This is a genomic window from Thermoanaerobacterium sp. RBIITD (assembly GCF_900205865.1).
GTDB lineage: Bacteria > Bacillota > Thermoanaerobacteria > Thermoanaerobacterales > Thermoanaerobacteraceae > Thermoanaerobacterium.
The window spans coordinates 2782199-2798919 of the sequence record NZ_LT906662.1; the positions used below are offsets into that span (position 1 = coordinate 2782199).

A 16721-nucleotide genomic window follows, 5' to 3' on the forward strand; every position below is an offset into this window, starting at 1 on the left:
ATTTTTACAGCTCATGTTTTTTGATTATTTCAATAATAACGCTGTAGTATTAATATTTATTTATTAAGAAAAATTTAAGTATTTAGGGGGCTGATTGAAATGAGAAAAGAATATGGAAACAAACAGGTTTATTTTGTGGGTGGTGGAATAGCATCGCTTGCAGGAGCGTGTTATTTAATTAGGGATTGCGAATTTCCGGGAGAAAGCATTCATATTTTTGAAGAATTGAATGTGTTAGGTGGAAGTAATGATGGTGCTGGCGATCCTGAAAAAGGATATGTTATCAGAGGCGGAAGAATGTTAAATGACGAGACCTACGAGAATACTTGGGAACTGTTAATGATGATACCATCAATAGATAATCCAAATAAATCAGTAAGAGAAGAAATAATTGAATTTGATACTGCACATCCTACACATTCTAATGCAAGACTTGTAAATAAAAACGGTGAAGTTGTCGATGTAATGTCAATGGGATTTGACAATGACGACAGAATTGCTTTGGTAAAACTTATTGCAACACCAGAAAAAAAGTTAAATAAGTTAAAAATTAGTGATTGGTTTGGACCTCATTTCTTTGAAACAAATTTTTGGTATATGTGGGCTACGACTTTTGCATTTCAACCTTGGCATAGTTTATCAGAGTTAAGAAGATATATGATAAGATTTATGCATGAATTTCCTAGAATTCATACTCTGGAAGGTGTTACAAGAACTCCTTATAATCAATACGATTCAATAATACTTCCTATAGAAAAATATTTAAATAATTACAATGTTGATTTCAAAATGAAATGCACTGTAATAGATTTAGATTTTAAAGATTCGGAGGAAATTACTGTAACTAAGGTACACTATAAAGAGGAAGGCGTTGAGAAAATAATTGAGTTTAATGAAGGTGATATTGTAATTGTTACAAATGGTTCAATGACAGAAGGATATAGTCTAGGTTCAATGACAAAAGCCCCAACTATAAACGGCAAAGGTGCATCTTGGAATTTATGGGATAAAATATCTAAAAAGAAACCTGGTTTAGGGAATCCTTCTTTATTTGACGATTATATAGATGGCTCAAAATGGGAGTCATTTACAGTAACATGCCATGATTCAAAATTCTTTGATTTAATGGAAAAGTTCTCGCACAATAAAGCGGGTACGGGCGCACTTGTAACATTTAAAGATTCAAGCTGGCTGATGTCAATTGTTTTAGCATATCAACCACATTTTAGAAACCAACCTGATGATGTTAAAGTATTTTGGGGTTATGGATTACGTCCTGATAATATAGGTGACTATGTCAAAAAGAAGATGTCTGAATGTACAGGAGAAGAAATATTAATTGAACTTTTACATCATCTCAAATTTGAGGAAGATATGGATGATATAATAAAATCTGCGAATTGTATTCCCTGTATGATGCCATTTATTACGGCACAATTTATGCCAAGGTCGATAGGGAATAGGCCTCAAGTCATACCGAAAGGCTCGACGAACTTAGCGTTTATTGGTCAGTTTTGCGAAATAACTGATGATGTAGTTTTTACAGAAGAATATTCAGTCAGATCTGCAAGAATTGCAGTATATAAACTTTTTGGGGTAAATAAATCAGTTGAACCTGTAAAGCAATATCAATATGATGTCAGAACATTATTTAAGTCATTTGTAACATTATTTAGATAGCTATGAATGTTTTTAAGTATGATATTAAAAATTTTTAATAGATACGGTAGCTACTTAACTTTAAAAGTTGTTTTAAATAAAGATATTTATTAAACGTATTTCTTCCAAAAGTATAGCCCTAACGATAAAAGTATGCCGTAAAATATAGTGGCTGCTAAAAATAATATAAAATATTTAAGATTTAAAAGTCCAAGTATATATGATACAGGAACTAATACATATCCTAAAGCTTCTATAATAAGGCCAAATATTAAACTTCTTACTTGGTAAGAATTGAACCTTTTTTATAAAATATCAGTAATATTAAGTCTTTGAGGCTTTTATTTTTTTTGATCAGATGATAAAATTATAAAAGGCGTTAACGATCTTTTGAAAGGGAGATGAGTGTTGATATGAAGATCGGCGTTATAAGCGATACCCATGGAGATTATGCTTCGTGGGAAAAAGCGTGGAATTTTTTGGAAGATACGGATTTGATTTTTCACGCGGGAGATGTGTTATACCATGGACCACGCAACCCACTTCCTTCAGGATATGATCCTAAAAAGCTCTCCAGGGCGTTAAATTCCTGTAGTGTTCCTCTATTGGTAGCTCAAGGGAACTGTGATGCAGTTGTAGATCAGATGGTGTTAAATATACCTATACAGACACCATATGTGTTTACTGTGATTCATAGAAAGAGGTTTATGGTTCAACATGGCCATTCCATTTCCGAGGAGGATATGCACGAATTAATTGGTAAGTACAAACTGGATTTTTTCATAACAGGGCATACCCATATTCCCGTTTTAGAGAAAATTGGCGATTGCGTGGTGATCAATCCCGGATCTACGTCTCTCAGCAAAAGAGATGATAAAGTCAATTCGATAGGGCTTATTGAAGATGGCGCTGTTAAAATAGTGGACTTAGAATCAGGGAAGGACATCATGTCGTTGGACTTTTAAATAAACTCACATCTATAAACCTGTATTGAATATTTAGATAGGTTATATGATACTATAAAGGGATGTAAGGCGCAAGTAGCTCAGTTGGATAGAATATCTGACTACGAAACAGTTGGTCATAGGGTTCGAAACTCTCCCGGCGCACTCAAAAAAGCCCTGCTATAAGCAGGGCTTTATGGCTCAAATCCTAAAAATCTTGTCTAGTTTCTTTTCGATGTCTTTGACTTCATCTTTTATTCTAAACAAGAGTTTGAATATGAGTTTGAAAATAAAGTCAGGGTCATTATCTTTAAACAATGTTTGCAGTTCGCTTTCAACGTCGTTTATATCCCTGCTGTCGCTTTCAAAGGAGTCGATGAGTTCATCAATTTTTTGAGCAAGCTCTTTTTCTCTCACTTTTTTCACCTCCATTATCTTTCTATATTAAGTTATGAAAACTTCCCTAGAGGTGTGACAGTTGCACTTTTAAAATATATTTCGGTACAGGCCTCTTGAGAAACACATGCGCCAATGATACAATAAGGCTAAAAGCATGAAAGGATAAAGCGCTATGAGAAGTGTAGTGCTGTATTTGATAGGTGTGTTTTTTGCAATAGGTGGATTTGATTACGCCATAGGTTCTCCTTTAGGATTGGGCAAAAAGTTTGAAGAAGGGATCAGGGCAATGGGAGCGGTAGGTCTTGGCATGATAGGTATTTACTCTATATCACCTGCCATATCTCGAGCCTTATCAATAGGGATAATTCATGTATCTAAGGTCTTTGGCGTAGATCCTTCTACGATTGCCGCTAGTTTTTTAGCAGTGGATATGGGTGGATATCAGATAGCCCGGGATCTGGCACTTGATGAAAAAATGGGGCTGTTTTCTGGTATTGTAGTGGCTTCTAATCTGGGCGCAGCCATAAGTTTTTCCATCCCCATAGCTATGGGGATGATATCCAGAGATGAGCAAAAGTATTTTTCTAAAGGCGTGATGATAGGAGTAATAGCGATACCCATAGGTTGTTTTGCCGCCGGATTGTGGTTTGGCCTAAATCCTCTTAAATTGCTGAAGGATATGCTGCCTATATTGGTTATTTCAGCTTTTATAGGAATAGGATTATCGCTGATACCTGATATTTTACTGGGTTGCTTTGATGCCTTTGGAAAGGTGATAATAGGGTTAAGTGCTGCAGGATTGCTGGCACAAGGAAGTTACTCTGTTTTTGGCATCAACCTTGGTTTTGAAATTATTCCGCTGCAACAAGTTATGTCTGTGGTAGGAAAAATTGCCTTTATACTGGCTGGTGCATACCCAATGCTGGCTATGCTGGAAAGGCTTTTTAGCAATTTTTTAAAAAAGATTGGAAATAGGTGCGACATAGATAGCGTCTCTGTTATCAGCTTACTTGGTAATCTTGCTACTAATTTACTGGTATTTGGCAATTTTAAAAGCATGAATACCAAAGGGAAAGTAGTCTGCTCGGCTTTTGCTATAAGTGGTGCTTTTGTATTCGGGGGCCAGATGGGGTTTGTGTCAGGAGTAGCGCCAGGTATGCTGGTACCGTTTATGGTATCCAAATTTGTTGCAGGGCTATTTGGACTTATGCTGGCGCTGCGGCTATGGGACAGATAGTATTTCATGGTTTTTTATAATTGTGGAATATAACTATGATATGGGGGTGTTTTTAAAGAAGGATACGAATTCATTTAGTTTATCGATGCTTTATCGTTCATTGTATGTTCTATTTTTTTGGTTTCTTCAAGGATGCCATCGGTTATGTCTATGAGGCTTGAGAATTCTTTTATGATCTCGTGGTGCTTTAGCATGGTTTTGCAGGCGTCTCATAGTATCAATGCATCATCATTAATAATTATCATTTTTTAAAGCTTAAATATATTATTGTGCTGAATACAGCTATTACGATAAACAAAAGCAGTACATTCAATATTGTCAATTTCAATTTTAAAGGTTTAAAGGGAAATATAATTTTCTCATTAAGTTCAAGATATATTCAAGTTACATTATGTCTTTGATTATGATATCATAAATATTAATTATGGAATATTCAATACATTCTAAACTATATTTAGCTATATCTATGCTGTATTTTTCTGTTTTAAAGATTTATATAAAATATCTGTTAAATAAGGTTCGTCGTCTGCAACGAGTATTCTCATAAAATTCATTTCTAGTATATATTTGTATATATTGTATCAAAACATTACAAAATTATTATTAAAATTTACAAAAGATCAATTATTGACAAATAAAAATTGCAATTATACAATATTAATTATAAAAGAGCGAAAATTTGATAAATACAAAATAATTTAAAAATAATTCAAAAAAAAAAAAAAAAAAAAAAAAAAAAAAAAAAAAAAAAAAAAAAAAAAAAAAAAAAAAAAAAAAAAAAAAATCAGAAAATTATGGGGAGGAAGGTGTGTTATGCAACAATTAGTTAAAGAGATAAAGTGGATTAAAAAAAAAATAAAATTATTGATACACTAATTTTTTTGTTCATGCTTATAATTCTAATCTTTACATTTTATTTAACAATAAAAATAAACACGATATACTTTTATGCATATACAAGTTTTTTTTACATCCCTATTTTAATTTCAGCTTTAAGATATGATTTGAAGTTTAGCCTAATAATACCTACTTTAATAAGTACTGGAGAACTTTTGAATATATATTTTAATGATAAATCCAATATTTTGGGATTTACTTTTATCATGTCCATACCTATATACTTTTTTGTATCAATTTTAGTTAGTTTTCTAAAAATACAAACAGATAAATTAAAGAAATTAATTGAGGAAATTAAACAAAATTACTTAGATATGGAAGACGCATTAATATCTGCATTAGAGGCAAAGGATGTGTATATTCAGGGACATTCTGAGAGAGTACATAAATTAGTCAGTTTGATTGTCTCAAAAATGAAATTAAAGAGTGAAGAAGCTGAAGATATAATTACAGCTGCAAGACTTCATGACATTGGTAAAATAGGGATAAATGATTCGGTTTTAAATAAGCCTGGAAGGCTTACGGAAGAAGAATATGCACAAATTATGGATCATCCTGTTATGGGATCAGAAATTGTAAAAAAAGTTAGGTCAATGTATAATATATCAAATATTATACGGCATCACCATGAGAAATATGATGGCAGCGGATACCCAGACGGGTTGAAAGGAGAAGAAATACCATTAGGTTCGCGTATTATTGCTGTAGCAGATGCTTTTGATGCAATGACATCTAAAAGGTCTTATAGGGATCCATTTTTGATATCTGAGGCTATAGAAGAACTGAGAAAAAATACAAATATACAGTTTGATGCTGGCGTTGTAGATGCCTTCATATCAGCATTATCAGATGTTGGAATTGATTATTGATTATAGCCGTAATTATTAACATAAGTATATGTGTTTTAAATTTTAAAATCAAATAAATTATATAATTGTTAATGGAATGCCATCAATAAGTTTGACAGATAAAGACAAAGAATTCTTTGAATATGTAGATGTGTATCTAAGGTTTTTCTAAAGAAATGAGGCAAAATTAAGAAATTATGTATTATCATTGAATGAAAATGGTATCCGATAAAGAACAATGATTAATAAAGAAAATTTTTGAAGCGATGTATATTTGACTTTATAAACTTTATTATTTAGTAAATATATGGTATGATTTCAATATGGGATAAATTTTTGGGAGGAAATAAAATGGTTGAATTTGATAATGATTTTTTATTTGGTACTGCTACGGCTTCATATCAGGTAGAAGGAGCATACAATGAAGATGGAAGAGGTATGTCAATATGGGATACATTTTGCAGAAAGAACGGTAAAGTTTTTAATGGAGATACAGGAGATGTTGCATGTGATCATTACCATCGCTATAAAGATGATATAGCTTTAATGAAAAAGATTGGCATTAAAGCATATAGATTTTCTATTGCTTGGCCGAGGATATTTCCTGAGAAAGGTAAATTTAATCAAATGGGATTAGACTTTTATAAAAGGCTTATAGATGAACTGCTGATTAATAATATTATACCATGCGCAACGATATATCACTGGGATTTACCACAGTGGGCTGATGATTTAGGAGGCTGGCTTAATAGAGATGTCGTACATTGGTATGGAGAATATGTAGAAAAAATATTTAAAGAACTTGGTACATATGTTCCAATGTGGATAACTTTAAACGAACCATGGTGTTCATCAATCCTCGGATATGGTACAGGCGATCATGCACCTGGTCATAAAAACTTTGGGGAAGCTTTAACTGCTGCACATCATCTTTTATTATCGCATGGCAATGCAGTTAGAATATTTAGAGATTTTAATCTGAAAGATTCTAAAATCGGCATTACACTAAATTTAAATGAGGTTTATCCCGAAACAGATAGTTTAGATGATAAAATTGCTGCATCGATAATTGACGGTTATTCAAATAGATGGTTTTTAGATCCAATTTTTAAAGGAAGCTATCCTGATGATATGGTAAAACTTTTTAGTAGCATATTTGGAAGTCTTGATTTTATCAGGAATGAAGATTTTAATGACATTTCCCAAAAAGTTGACTTTCTTGGTGTTAATTATTATACGAGAGCAATTGTCAGGAAATGTGTCGGCGAATTGTTTAATGTAAAATATGTAGATGGTCCAAACAAAAAAACAGATATGGGATGGGAGATTAGTCCTGAATCCCTATACAATTTATTAACAAGACTTAAAAATGAATATACGAAAGAGCTTCCAATATATATTACAGAAAATGGTGCAGCTTTAAAAGATATAATTTCCGACGATGGGCATATACATGATGATGAGAGAATAGAATATTTAAAACTTCATCTTAATGAAGCGTACCGTTTTATCAAAAATGGTGGAAACTTGAAAGGCTATTTTGTCTGGTCTTTGATGGATAATTTTGAATGGGCATATGGATATTCGAAAAGATTTGGAATTATCTATGTCGATTACAAAACCCAGAAGAGAATTTTAAAAGATAGTGCTATTTGGTATAAAGACGTTATTGCGACAAGAAGAATAGAATAATTGATTTTTAATGGGAGTTTTAACCAAATCATGCTAAAAAGATTCTGTTATTTACTATGGCAGAGCAAGTAATTCTGCCTTTTTTACTTAATTATTGACTATTAATATTACTAATATTATAATTTATTGGTGATGTAATGTAATTTATTGGGTTTATATTATCATAATGTAGTATTTTTATTTTCAATTATTAATATAATTTATATGGGTGAATATATTTTTGGGGGATGTATCGTGAATAAAAAGAGTATATTGATTGTGGATGATAATAGACTAAGTAGAACCGTATTGAGAGATATACTAATTGATGCGGGATATAATATCTATGAAGCACAAAATGGAGAAGAAGCACTTAAAATATATAAAAGCAATTATCCTGACATGGTTATACTTGATGTTGTTATGCCGGGCTTAAGCGGTTTTGATTTATTAAAGATTCTAAGAGACGATGAAGAAAATTTATTGGTACCTGTAATACTATTAACGTCAAAAAACGATTTTGAAGAGAAATTACGTGGACTTGAACTCGGAGCTGATGCATACATAACAAAGCCTTTCAATGAGAAAGAATTATTAATACAAGTAAAAAATTTATTTCAACGAATAGAGCACAATAGGATGGCAAATCCATTAACAGGATTGAGGGGAAATATAGATATAAAATACGAAATAAGAAGGCGTATTAAGTCAGGAAATCTTTATGCTGTATTGTATATTGATTTAGACCATTTTAAATCATATAATGACTATTATGGATTTTCACGTGGCGACAAAGTTATTAAACAAACATCAAGAATTTTAACTGATGCGCTTGATAAATGTGGCAACACTAAAGATTTCTTAGGTCATATTGGCGGCGACGATTTTATTATTGTTACAACACCTGATAAAATAGATGTTATGTGTAATTATATAATAAAGAAGTTTGATGAAGATATAAAAAGATTATATGACGATGATGATATGGCAAGAGGATATATTGAGATTTTAAATAGACGCGGAGAAGTTCAAAGATTTCCATTAATATCTATATCTATTGCGGTAATTACAAATGAACATAGAAAATTCGAGAATGAGCTTGAAATAAGTGAAGTTGCTGCTGAGATAAAGAGAAAATTAAAATCTATGAATGGAAGTAAATATTTGAAGGATAGAAGAAAGGATTAAAGCATACTGAATGTATGCTAATTTTTTATGTGAAATTTTGAAAGGAAATGATTAAATTGTATTTAAAATATCCATATTTACCAGATCGTAAAATAAATGTTGCTGTAATTGATGGGCGTGAAAAAAAGTTGAGCAATATACTAAATAGATTAGGCATTAAAACAGTTTTAACTGAAAAACACAATTTTTTGTACGAAGCAATTTCATATCATCCTGATATTATTTTACATAATGCTGGTGATGGTGATATAGTCGTCGCACCTGGTTTAAGTTCTAACTTTATATCCAATTTAAAAAGTTTAAATTTAAACGTTGTCTTTGGACATAATATATTATGTAGAAACTATCCAGGAAATATAGCATATAATGTAGCAAGACTGGGTAATTACGCTTTTCACAATTTAAGATATACTGATCCTGTATTAAGAAATATATTGGAGAAAAAAGGAGTTAAATTTATAGATGTTAGACAAGGCTATACAAAATGCAACATCGCCATAATTGATGAGTATAGTTTTATAACATCTGATATGGGAATATACAAAATTGCTACAAAAAATGGATTTGATTGCCTTTTAATTGAACAAGGTGATATAAGACTTGAAGGTTTTGACTATGGTTTTATTGGTGGTGCTTCAGGACTAATATCTAAGGATGTTTTTTGTATTACAGGTGATATAAAATATCACAGAAATCATAGGAAAATAATTGACTTTTTAAAATATAAAAACAAAGAATTAATTTTTTTAACATCAAACCAAATAAAAGACATCGGTTCCATTATTCCACTCTACTAATGATGCAAAGAAAAAACATTTGAGCACATACTACTAACGAAGGGAGTGAGAAAAAATGCAGCTCTTATCTATCGGAATCCCAAATGCCTTATCCAACGGAAGTGATAGTTTAAAGCATGGAATAAGAGAATTAAATATTGAAGGAATTAATGTTGCAGTTAATTTAAATGATTGCGGACATGTTACATTTTTTAATCTTAATGTTGAAGACAAAGCATCCTGTAAAAACATCAACAAAATAAAAAATTATATTGCTGAGATTATTTCGGATATAATAGTAAATCAAATAGATAAGAAATTAATCAAAAAGATAATTGGTAAATACTATTATTATTTTAATCAGGAGGAAAAATTAGAGATTGCCAAAATCGCTAATGGAATTTTAGATAATGAAGTAAATAGGGAAACATTTAAACTGATTAAGAAAGAGCAGATTTATACTGCATTAAAGGATTTTTTAAGTGATAATGAAAGAATAGATATAGAAGGATTTGTAAATTTTAGGCTTCGAGATTTTATCGGTGAATTAAGTGAAGTTGTTGATCGTGCTGTTGACGAATATATGATGCAGAAAGAATATAATGAGTTCATTGGGCTATTAAAATATTTTGTAGAGCTTCAAGATTCGAAAATAAATATTTTAAACATTTTAGTTAATGAAGATGGAAAGTTTGGGTTTTATGATAGTAATAATAAGCCTATAACCGGAGAGTTTTTAAGCGACATTTCAATAGAGTTTAGTGGTGGAGAACTTAGCGATGATGACATGCTAATTAGCACTCTTATCACAGTGGCACCAGCTAAGATATACATTCATTCGGCAAATAATATAAAAAATAAGGAGATATTGGAGACTATGAAAAAAGTTTTTTCTGGAAGGGTTTTTATATGCCATGGATGTGAATTATGCCTTGCACACGAAATACGAAAATAATGCCCAGCAAACGCTGGGTTTTAATATTATAAAAAATCTGGTATTATATATATGTATTTTTTTAATTGGGGTGGTTAAATGGTTCTTTTTACACAAATGATGCTATTAGGACTTGTTGGCGGTATTATAGGGTGGATAACAAATTATATTGCTGTTATTATGCTTTTTAGGCCGATCCGTCCATATAATTTTTTGGGTTATGAGATACAAGGGTTAATTCCTAAGAGAAAAGATGAGATTGCTATATCAGTTGGGAAAATCGTTGAAAATGAATTGGTTTCAATAAACGATATATGGGATAAATTGATGAACGATGACAACCGAAGATATATTATATCAAGTATAAAGCTAAGAGTTGGTAGCATTGTTGATAATAATCTTCCTACTTTTATTCCTAAATCATTTAAAAGAATATTGACAAACTATGTAGGTGACATTATTGATAAAGAAGTAGACAAATTTATGGAACAATCTGCAACATCTATGTTAAGCGACATATCGAAGAAAATTAACATAGCCGGTATAGTTGAAGAGAAGATAAAGTTATTTGAGCTTGAGAAGCTTGAAAAGATAGTCATAGACATTTCAAATAAAGAACTAAAAATGATTGTAATTTTAGGAGGAATATTAGGATTTATTATAGGTATATTTCAAGCTTTTATTGTACGACTTTTATAGATATTGACAAATTTCGATATCAATTATATAACCTGACTTTTGCAGTAAAAAAGGACAAAAAATGCCCATAACCTCTTTAAAATAAAGGGTTTTGGGCTTTTTGCTTTTGTCAAAGATTCATGGTGAGATCAGAACTTTTTTGTCTGTGCTAAAGATTTTTTTATTTCCCCAAGACTCATAATTTTTTTTCTAAAATCAATGTTTAACTCTTTTCCAATATCTTCAAGAGCATTATTACAAAAATCAAATAAATAATAATTCTCTTTGATATGACTGCAGCATGCCTTACCAAGACTTTCAAGTATTTCTGTTACCGAATATTTGCCTTTCAATCTATATTCTAATATCCTTACAATTACAAGTGCTATAAAGCATATCAAAAAGTGAGCATCAATATGCTCTTTTAGCGACAAATAGACAGGTCTACTTTCAAAATCACTTTTCGTTACTTTGAAGGATTCTTCTATCTTCCAAAGCCCACGATACATGTCAATTATTTTTTCAGGCGTCTCTTTGTATTCACTGGTCACTATAGCATAATAGCCATCAAATTTTTCTTCTTCACGTAATTTTTCTTCGTCAAAAGCCAAATGCTGACGCACACTCTCGGATATTTCCCCTGTATCAGCATCAAAAACAAGATTCTTTACATATTTAGCTGCACCATATGATATAGATTTATTGTACTTCCCAGGATTTTTAATCATATCCATTGCTTTAGCTATTGAAGCTGCATGATCTATCTTGGCTTTAGCTGCATATTCAGGACTATAGAAAATAACTTGTTTCTCATCTACTACCTTTTTTATTTTTTTGCCATTCGTTGCAGTTACTTGAATTTCCCTAGGGTAAAGTCTTGATTTGATTTTAAAGCCATTACCCTTATTAATATATCCGCTTTCATCAAGAACATAATCCTGAAAATCTTTGTCTGCACTACGAATAGAATAACTTAATACATAGCCGTTCTTAGCTGATAGAATATACCAGATATTATCACCAGTAGTTAATCCTCTATCTGCTACAATAATTATTCTACCTAAAGAATATTCTCGTTGGATCCTGCTTAAAGCTGGAATCAAAGTAGTTTTATCAGGCACATTACCAGGAAAAAGCTTATATGTAATGGGGATACCATTGGTATCCATAAATAATCCCATCTGTACAATCGGATCCGGTCTGTGTTCTTTAGAAACTCCTTTTTTACGCAATTCATCCTGCTCATCAATTTCAAAATAATAGTTAGTAACATCATAGTAAACCAAATCTGTATTACGATCATACAAAGATTTAATGTGCTCATGAATCCAAAGTTGTAAAGCTTCACTATGCTTGTTGAAAAAAGTAAGACATCTATAAACATCATCCAAAGAAAAATCAAATTTCTCAAAGAATATATCTTTATTCTCATAAGTCTTTTTCTTTGAAGCAGGATACAATAAGCGTGAGAATACAAGAAGTTTCATGATAGCATTAGCATCATATTCTTCTTTTGAGTGACGTTGTCTGTTTTTTAGAAATTTATCTATTTCAAGCTCATGATAAATTTTACTAAAAGCTGCATAGCCAAAGTTTTTACGATTAACAGAGTTAGAAGGTATCAACTCATTTTTAGCAATAGTAAACGTAAGATGAGCATTTTCAGATAATCTTTGTTCCTCTAACTTTTTCGCTTCGTGAGTAAAAAATTCAATAGGATTCTCATACTTTTTTTCCAATTCATCAAGGTAACCAAGAGATTCAATGGTTACAGATCTTGTGGTTTTGGTATTTTTATCCCAATAATTATGAACAATAGATAAGTATGTACGGCCAGTTTTTTTATTTGTAGCTTTTCTAAGATACATAGTAGCATCGCTCCCCCTTTAATACTAATTATAACACAATAATCCAGAAAAATCCATATAAAAATGACAAAATTTTAAAATAAATTTACCCGAAATCATTAGTAAAATTAATGGTTTCGGGTTACGTTATATAAGAATTTGCTGCAAAACTAGGGAAAAGCAAAAACATATCGCATACAAAGAGGCGGTATGCCGTTTGAAGGTTGTGCAATGACAAACAGTCGAAAAGCAATAAGAGAAATACTCAGATACAAATGTTTAAGTGAATTAAAAGTCATATAAAAGGCGCAATATGAAGATAAGAATGGAGTAAAAACAATTGCACGAAAATTCACAATACATTAAACATTATGCGGATAAAATTTGAAGAAAAAAATTTGCCAACAACTACTTGACACAAACTCTCTTTAAAATTTTATTGACTTTATTATGATAAAATATTATAATAAAAATAGAATTAGGTAAATTAAAATTATAAAAGGATGTAATGATGTTCCGGCATTAATAGTGAATTTTTTTATACAATTAAGTTTTAGTTTTTTATATTAATAAAGCAAGAAAGCAAAGGTGCTTTATGACGATTCGTTGTAAAGTGCCTTTGCTTTTTTTTAAAATAGTGATATTAGTGCTTGAAGAAAAATTGTACTTCTTTTTTATAAAGGGGAATTTGAAAAGTCCAATTAAAGTTGGGGGGTGATCTAAATAACAAAAATTGGTGATAAAACGAAGTTGAGAAAAGTATTCATTAGATGGTATTAACTTCACACTGGTTTATTTACTTTTAGATTGTTAATAAGTTATAAGAGAGGTGTCTTAAATGAAGAGGGTAATTTCTATTTTTGTTATCATAGCTTTAATCATGACTGTTATATCTGGCTGCAGTAAATCCAAAACAACAGCAAGCAGCGGTGATAACTCATTAGAAAGGGTAAAGAAGGCTGGTAAGATAGTTATAGGCGTAGACGATACATATCCTCCAATGGAATTTAGAGATAAGGACAATAATTTAGTTGGTTTCGATATCGATATTGCTAATGCAGTTGCTAAGAAACTAGGCGTAAAAGTAGAATTTAAGCCAACATCATGGGATGGAATATTTGTAGCACTTCAGTCTAAAAAATTCGATTTAATTCATTCTAGTGTGAGCATTACAGATGATAGAAAGAAAACCATGATTTTTACAAAGCCATACATTTATGGAGGAAATGCTATATTTGTAAATGCTGATAATACAACCATACAAAATCAAGATGATCTAAAGGGTAAAATCATTGGCTGCCAGGTAAGTACAACCGCAGAAGAAGTATTAAGCAAAATGAATGGTATTAAAGAAGTTAAAAAGTATAATGGAATGACGGAAGCTTTTTTAGATCTTAATAACAGAAGAATTGAAGCGGTTGTTTCAGATCCTCAAGTTGGTGATTATTACATTGCATCAAAAAAAGACAAAATTAAAAGAATAAAGTCGATGTTAAATCAAGAACCAATTGGAGTTGCTTTTAGAAAAGAAGACAAGGAATTAAGAGATGCTTATCAAAAAGCTTTGGATGATTTAAAAAAGGATGGAACATTATCAGATATTTCAAAAAAATGGTTTGGATATGATGTTTATAGTAACAATAACTAAAAATGTTTATTAGAGTGTTAAAATTCGCCCACTTTAAAAAGTGGGCTGATTAATATATATTATTTTATTAATTGATAAAAGACAGATAATTTTTAATTAAGCATTTGTGATATTAATTTATCACATTAATTGTATTATCTGGAAGGAGAAGATGAATGGATATTGACACATTAAAAAGCATAATACCAGTTTTACTTTTAGGAAGTGCTATAACATTACAGCTTACATTGATTTCCATAACATTTGGAGTGATTATAGGTGTTATAATTGCAATGGTAAAAATATCTTCTAACAGGATAATTTCCTCAATTGGAAACTTTTATACATGGATATTCAGAGGAACTCCGCTCTTGCTACAGCTATTTGTTTTATACTATGGATTACCCGCAATTGGTATAAGATTGAGTTCTTTTCAAGCAGCTATTATAGGACTTAGCCTTAATTCAGGTGCATATATGGCTGAGATAATAAGAAGTGGTATTCTTGCTATAGACAAAGGTCAGACAGAAGCTGCAAGAGCACTTGGCTTTACCTATTTTCAAACAATGAAAAGAATTATACTCCCACAGGCTACAAGAATAGTAATTCCACCTGTTGGAAATGAGATTATTGCAATGATAAAGGATACTTCTCTTGTTTCTGCTATTACAATGGAAGAACTTATGAGAAAAGCGAGCCTTTTGGTATCGGCATCAGGTAATCCTTTAGGTCCTTATTTTGTTGCAGCTTGTTTGTATCTATTTATGACGACATTCTTTACATCTTTATTTACCTATACTGAAAAGAAGTTGTCAATTTATTAGGAGGTATATTTAATTATGAATATTACAATGATAGAGACGAAAGGGCTAACTAAATCATTTGGGAAGCTTAAAGTCTTTGAAAACATAAATGTCAAAGTCAAAAAGGGTGAAGTATTAGTTATTATTGGTCCTTCTGGTTCAGGGAAAAGTACATTTTTAAGATGCCTTAACCACTTAGAAGTACCTGATAGTGGTACTGTTGTGATTGAAGGGGAAATTCTCGATACGAAAAATAAAAATCATATTAGAAGAGTAGTCGAAAAAATGGGGATGGTTTTTCAAAACTTTAATCTATTTCCACATATGACGGTGCTACAAAATGTAATGGAGGCTCCTATTACAGTAAAAAGAGAAAAAAGAGAGGTAGTAATGGAAAGAGCAAAAAATCTTTTAGACAAAGTGGGATTAAATAATAAACTTAATGAATATCCATCAAAGTTATCTGGCGGTCAGAAGCAAAGAGTAGCGATCGCAAGAGCTTTATGCATGGAACCTGACATAATGCTATTTGACGAACCGACCTCTGCACTTGATCCTGAACTTGTAGGAGAAGTATTGAATGTTATGAAGAATCTTGCAAAGGAAGGTATGACAATGATAGTTGTAACCCATGAGATGGGATTTGCAAAAGAAGTAGCCGACAAAGTTATATTTATGGATGGTGGAAAAATAGTAGAAGAAGGTAGTCCTGAAGAAATATTTCTAAACCCTAAGGAATCAAGAACGAAAACTTTTCTTGAGAAGGTTATATAGTACCAAGAGAATTGGGAGGAATTAAACTTGGAAGAAGCAACAATAAGGATGAGAATGTGTGCGCAGGATGCCCATTATGGAGGAAATCTTGTTGATGGGGCTAAAATACTTGCTTTATTTGGAGATGTTGCTACTGAATTATTAATAAGGCATGATGGAGATGAAGGACTACTCAAAGCATATGAAAAAGTAGAATTCCTAGCACCTGTTTTTGCAGGTGATTATATCGAAGCAACAGGTAAAATAGTAAGTATTGGTAATACTTCGAGAAAGATGGTTTTTGAAGCAAGAAAAGTTATTATTCAAAGAAAAGATATAAATGAATCTGCTGCGGATTTTTTAAAAGAGCCCATTGTTGTTTGCAAGGCTATAGGAACCTGTGTTGTCACAAAGGATAAACAAAGAAAAAATTGTAATGGGAATGGATAACATAACAATA

Annotated in this window: 15 protein-coding genes; 13 read left to right on the forward strand and 2 right to left on the reverse strand. The window is 31.3% G+C overall.

Features of this window, described 5'->3' with window-relative positions; translation table 11 throughout:
• Nucleotides 1–99: 99 nt before the first annotated feature.
• On the forward strand, nt 100–1680 hold the full coding sequence (locus tag CPG45_RS13410; RefSeq protein ID WP_096232380.1) for an oleate hydratase: 1581 nt from the start codon (nt 100–102) through the stop codon (nt 1678–1680).
• Nucleotides 1681–2072: 392 nt separating this feature from the next.
• Nucleotides 2073–2624 (forward strand): phosphodiesterase, encoded by a 552-nt coding sequence (gene yfcE / locus CPG45_RS13415; RefSeq protein WP_096232381.1) that lies wholly within the window; start codon nt 2073–2075, stop codon nt 2622–2624.
• Between the two features lie 180 nt (nt 2625–2804).
• Here yfcE and CPG45_RS13420 read toward each other — a convergent pair whose 3' ends face one another.
• The gene (locus CPG45_RS13420) at nt 2805–3020 is read right to left on the reverse strand and encodes a hypothetical protein (protein WP_096232382.1); all 216 of its coding nucleotides are present in this window, start codon (nt 3018–3020) and stop codon (nt 2805–2807) included.
• 154 nt (nt 3021–3174) lie between these two features.
• Here CPG45_RS13420 and eutH point away from each other — a divergent pair, with 154 nt between their 5' ends.
• The 7 genes from eutH to CPG45_RS13455 all read left to right on the forward strand — a co-directional run bounded on the left by eutH (nt 3175) and on the right by CPG45_RS13455 (nt 11252).
• A complete protein-coding gene (eutH, locus tag CPG45_RS13425) occupies nt 3175–4239 on the forward strand; it encodes an ethanolamine utilization protein EutH (RefSeq protein ID WP_096232383.1) in 1065 nt (354 codons plus the stop codon).
• A gap of 1052 nt (nt 4240–5291) precedes the next feature.
• Entirely contained in the window at nt 5292–6005 is a 714-nt protein-coding gene (locus tag CPG45_RS13430; RefSeq protein WP_172856574.1) for an HD-GYP domain-containing protein, read from the forward strand.
• A 330-nt stretch (nt 6006–6335) separates the two neighbouring features.
• On the forward strand, nt 6336–7676 hold the full coding sequence (locus CPG45_RS13435) for a GH1 family beta-glucosidase (RefSeq protein ID WP_096232385.1): 1341 nt from the start codon (nt 6336–6338) through the stop codon (nt 7674–7676).
• A gap of 204 nt (nt 7677–7880) precedes the next feature.
• Nucleotides 7881–8843: a GGDEF domain-containing response regulator gene (locus tag CPG45_RS13440; RefSeq protein WP_502695790.1), complete on the forward strand. Its 963-nt coding sequence runs from the start codon at nt 7881–7883 to the stop codon at nt 8841–8843.
• 47 nt (nt 8844–8890) lie between these two features.
• Nucleotides 8891–9640 carry a DUF6873 family GME fold protein gene (locus tag CPG45_RS13445; RefSeq protein WP_172856576.1) on the forward strand — a complete coding sequence of 250 codons (750 nt, stop codon included), beginning with the start codon at nt 8891–8893 and terminating at the stop codon, nt 9638–9640.
• Nucleotides 9641–9695: 55 nt separating this feature from the next.
• Complete coding sequence (gene ytxC / locus CPG45_RS13450; RefSeq protein ID WP_096232388.1) at nt 9696–10574, forward strand: putative sporulation protein YtxC; 879 nt, start codon at nt 9696–9698, stop codon at nt 10572–10574.
• 78 nt (nt 10575–10652) lie between these two features.
• Complete coding sequence (locus CPG45_RS13455) at nt 10653–11252, forward strand: DUF445 domain-containing protein (RefSeq protein WP_096232389.1); 600 nt, start codon at nt 10653–10655, stop codon at nt 11250–11252.
• Nucleotides 11253–11380: 128 nt separating this feature from the next.
• On the opposite strand, the gene CPG45_RS13460 is transcribed toward CPG45_RS13455, so the two are convergent.
• Nucleotides 11381–13099, reverse strand: a complete 1719-nt coding sequence (locus CPG45_RS13460) for an IS1634 family transposase (RefSeq protein ID WP_096230283.1) — start codon at nt 13097–13099, stop codon at nt 11381–11383.
• Nucleotides 13100–13916: 817 nt separating this feature from the next.
• Here CPG45_RS13460 and CPG45_RS13465 point away from each other — a divergent pair.
• The 4 genes from CPG45_RS13465 (at nt 13917) to kal (ending at nt 16711) form a co-directional block, all read left to right on the forward strand.
• Nucleotides 13917–14726, forward strand: coding sequence for an ABC transporter substrate-binding protein (locus tag CPG45_RS13465; protein ID WP_096232390.1), 810 nt, complete (start codon nt 13917–13919; stop codon nt 14724–14726).
• A 155-nt stretch (nt 14727–14881) separates the two neighbouring features.
• Nucleotides 14882–15529, forward strand: a complete 648-nt coding sequence (locus CPG45_RS13470; protein ID WP_096232391.1) for an amino acid ABC transporter permease — start codon at nt 14882–14884, stop codon at nt 15527–15529.
• A 27-nt stretch (nt 15530–15556) separates the two neighbouring features.
• On the forward strand, nt 15557–16282 hold the full coding sequence (locus CPG45_RS13475; RefSeq protein WP_172856656.1) for an amino acid ABC transporter ATP-binding protein: 726 nt from the start codon (nt 15557–15559) through the stop codon (nt 16280–16282).
• A gap of 27 nt (nt 16283–16309) precedes the next feature.
• Complete coding sequence (gene kal, locus CPG45_RS13480; protein ID WP_172856579.1) at nt 16310–16711, forward strand: 3-aminobutyryl-CoA ammonia lyase; 402 nt, start codon at nt 16310–16312, stop codon at nt 16709–16711.
• Nucleotides 16712–16721: the final 10 nt, after the last annotated feature.

Bases quoted from the DNA above. Each gene is read 5' to 3' on its own strand.
- CPG45_RS13410 (WP_096232380.1), top strand. From the start codon at position 100: ATGAGAAAAGAATATGGAAACAAACAGGTTTATTTTGTGGGTGGTGGA.
- yfcE (WP_096232381.1), top strand. From the start codon at position 2,073: ATGAAGATCGGCGTTATAAGCGATACCCATGGAGATTATGCTTCGTGG.
- eutH (WP_096232383.1), top strand. From the start codon at position 3,175: ATGAGAAGTGTAGTGCTGTATTTGATAGGTGTGTTTTTTGCAATAGGT.
- CPG45_RS13435 (WP_096232385.1), top strand. From the start codon at position 6,336: ATGGTTGAATTTGATAATGATTTTTTATTTGGTACTGCTACGGCTTCA.
- CPG45_RS13440 (WP_502695790.1), top strand. From the start codon at position 7,881: ATGGGTGAATATATTTTTGGGGGATGTATCGTGAATAAAAAGAGTATA.
- CPG45_RS13445 (WP_172856576.1), top strand. From the start codon at position 8,891: ATGATTAAATTGTATTTAAAATATCCATATTTACCAGATCGTAAAATA.
- ytxC (WP_096232388.1), top strand. From the start codon at position 9,696: ATGCAGCTCTTATCTATCGGAATCCCAAATGCCTTATCCAACGGAAGT.
- CPG45_RS13455 (WP_096232389.1), top strand. From the start codon at position 10,653: ATGGTTCTTTTTACACAAATGATGCTATTAGGACTTGTTGGCGGTATT.
- CPG45_RS13460 (WP_096230283.1), bottom strand. From the start codon at position 13,099: ATGTATCTTAGAAAAGCTACAAATAAAAAAACTGGCCGTACATACTTA.
- CPG45_RS13465 (WP_096232390.1), top strand. From the start codon at position 13,917: ATGAAGAGGGTAATTTCTATTTTTGTTATCATAGCTTTAATCATGACT.
- CPG45_RS13470 (WP_096232391.1), top strand. From the start codon at position 14,882: ATGGATATTGACACATTAAAAAGCATAATACCAGTTTTACTTTTAGGA.
- CPG45_RS13475 (WP_172856656.1), top strand. From the start codon at position 15,557: ATGATAGAGACGAAAGGGCTAACTAAATCATTTGGGAAGCTTAAAGTC.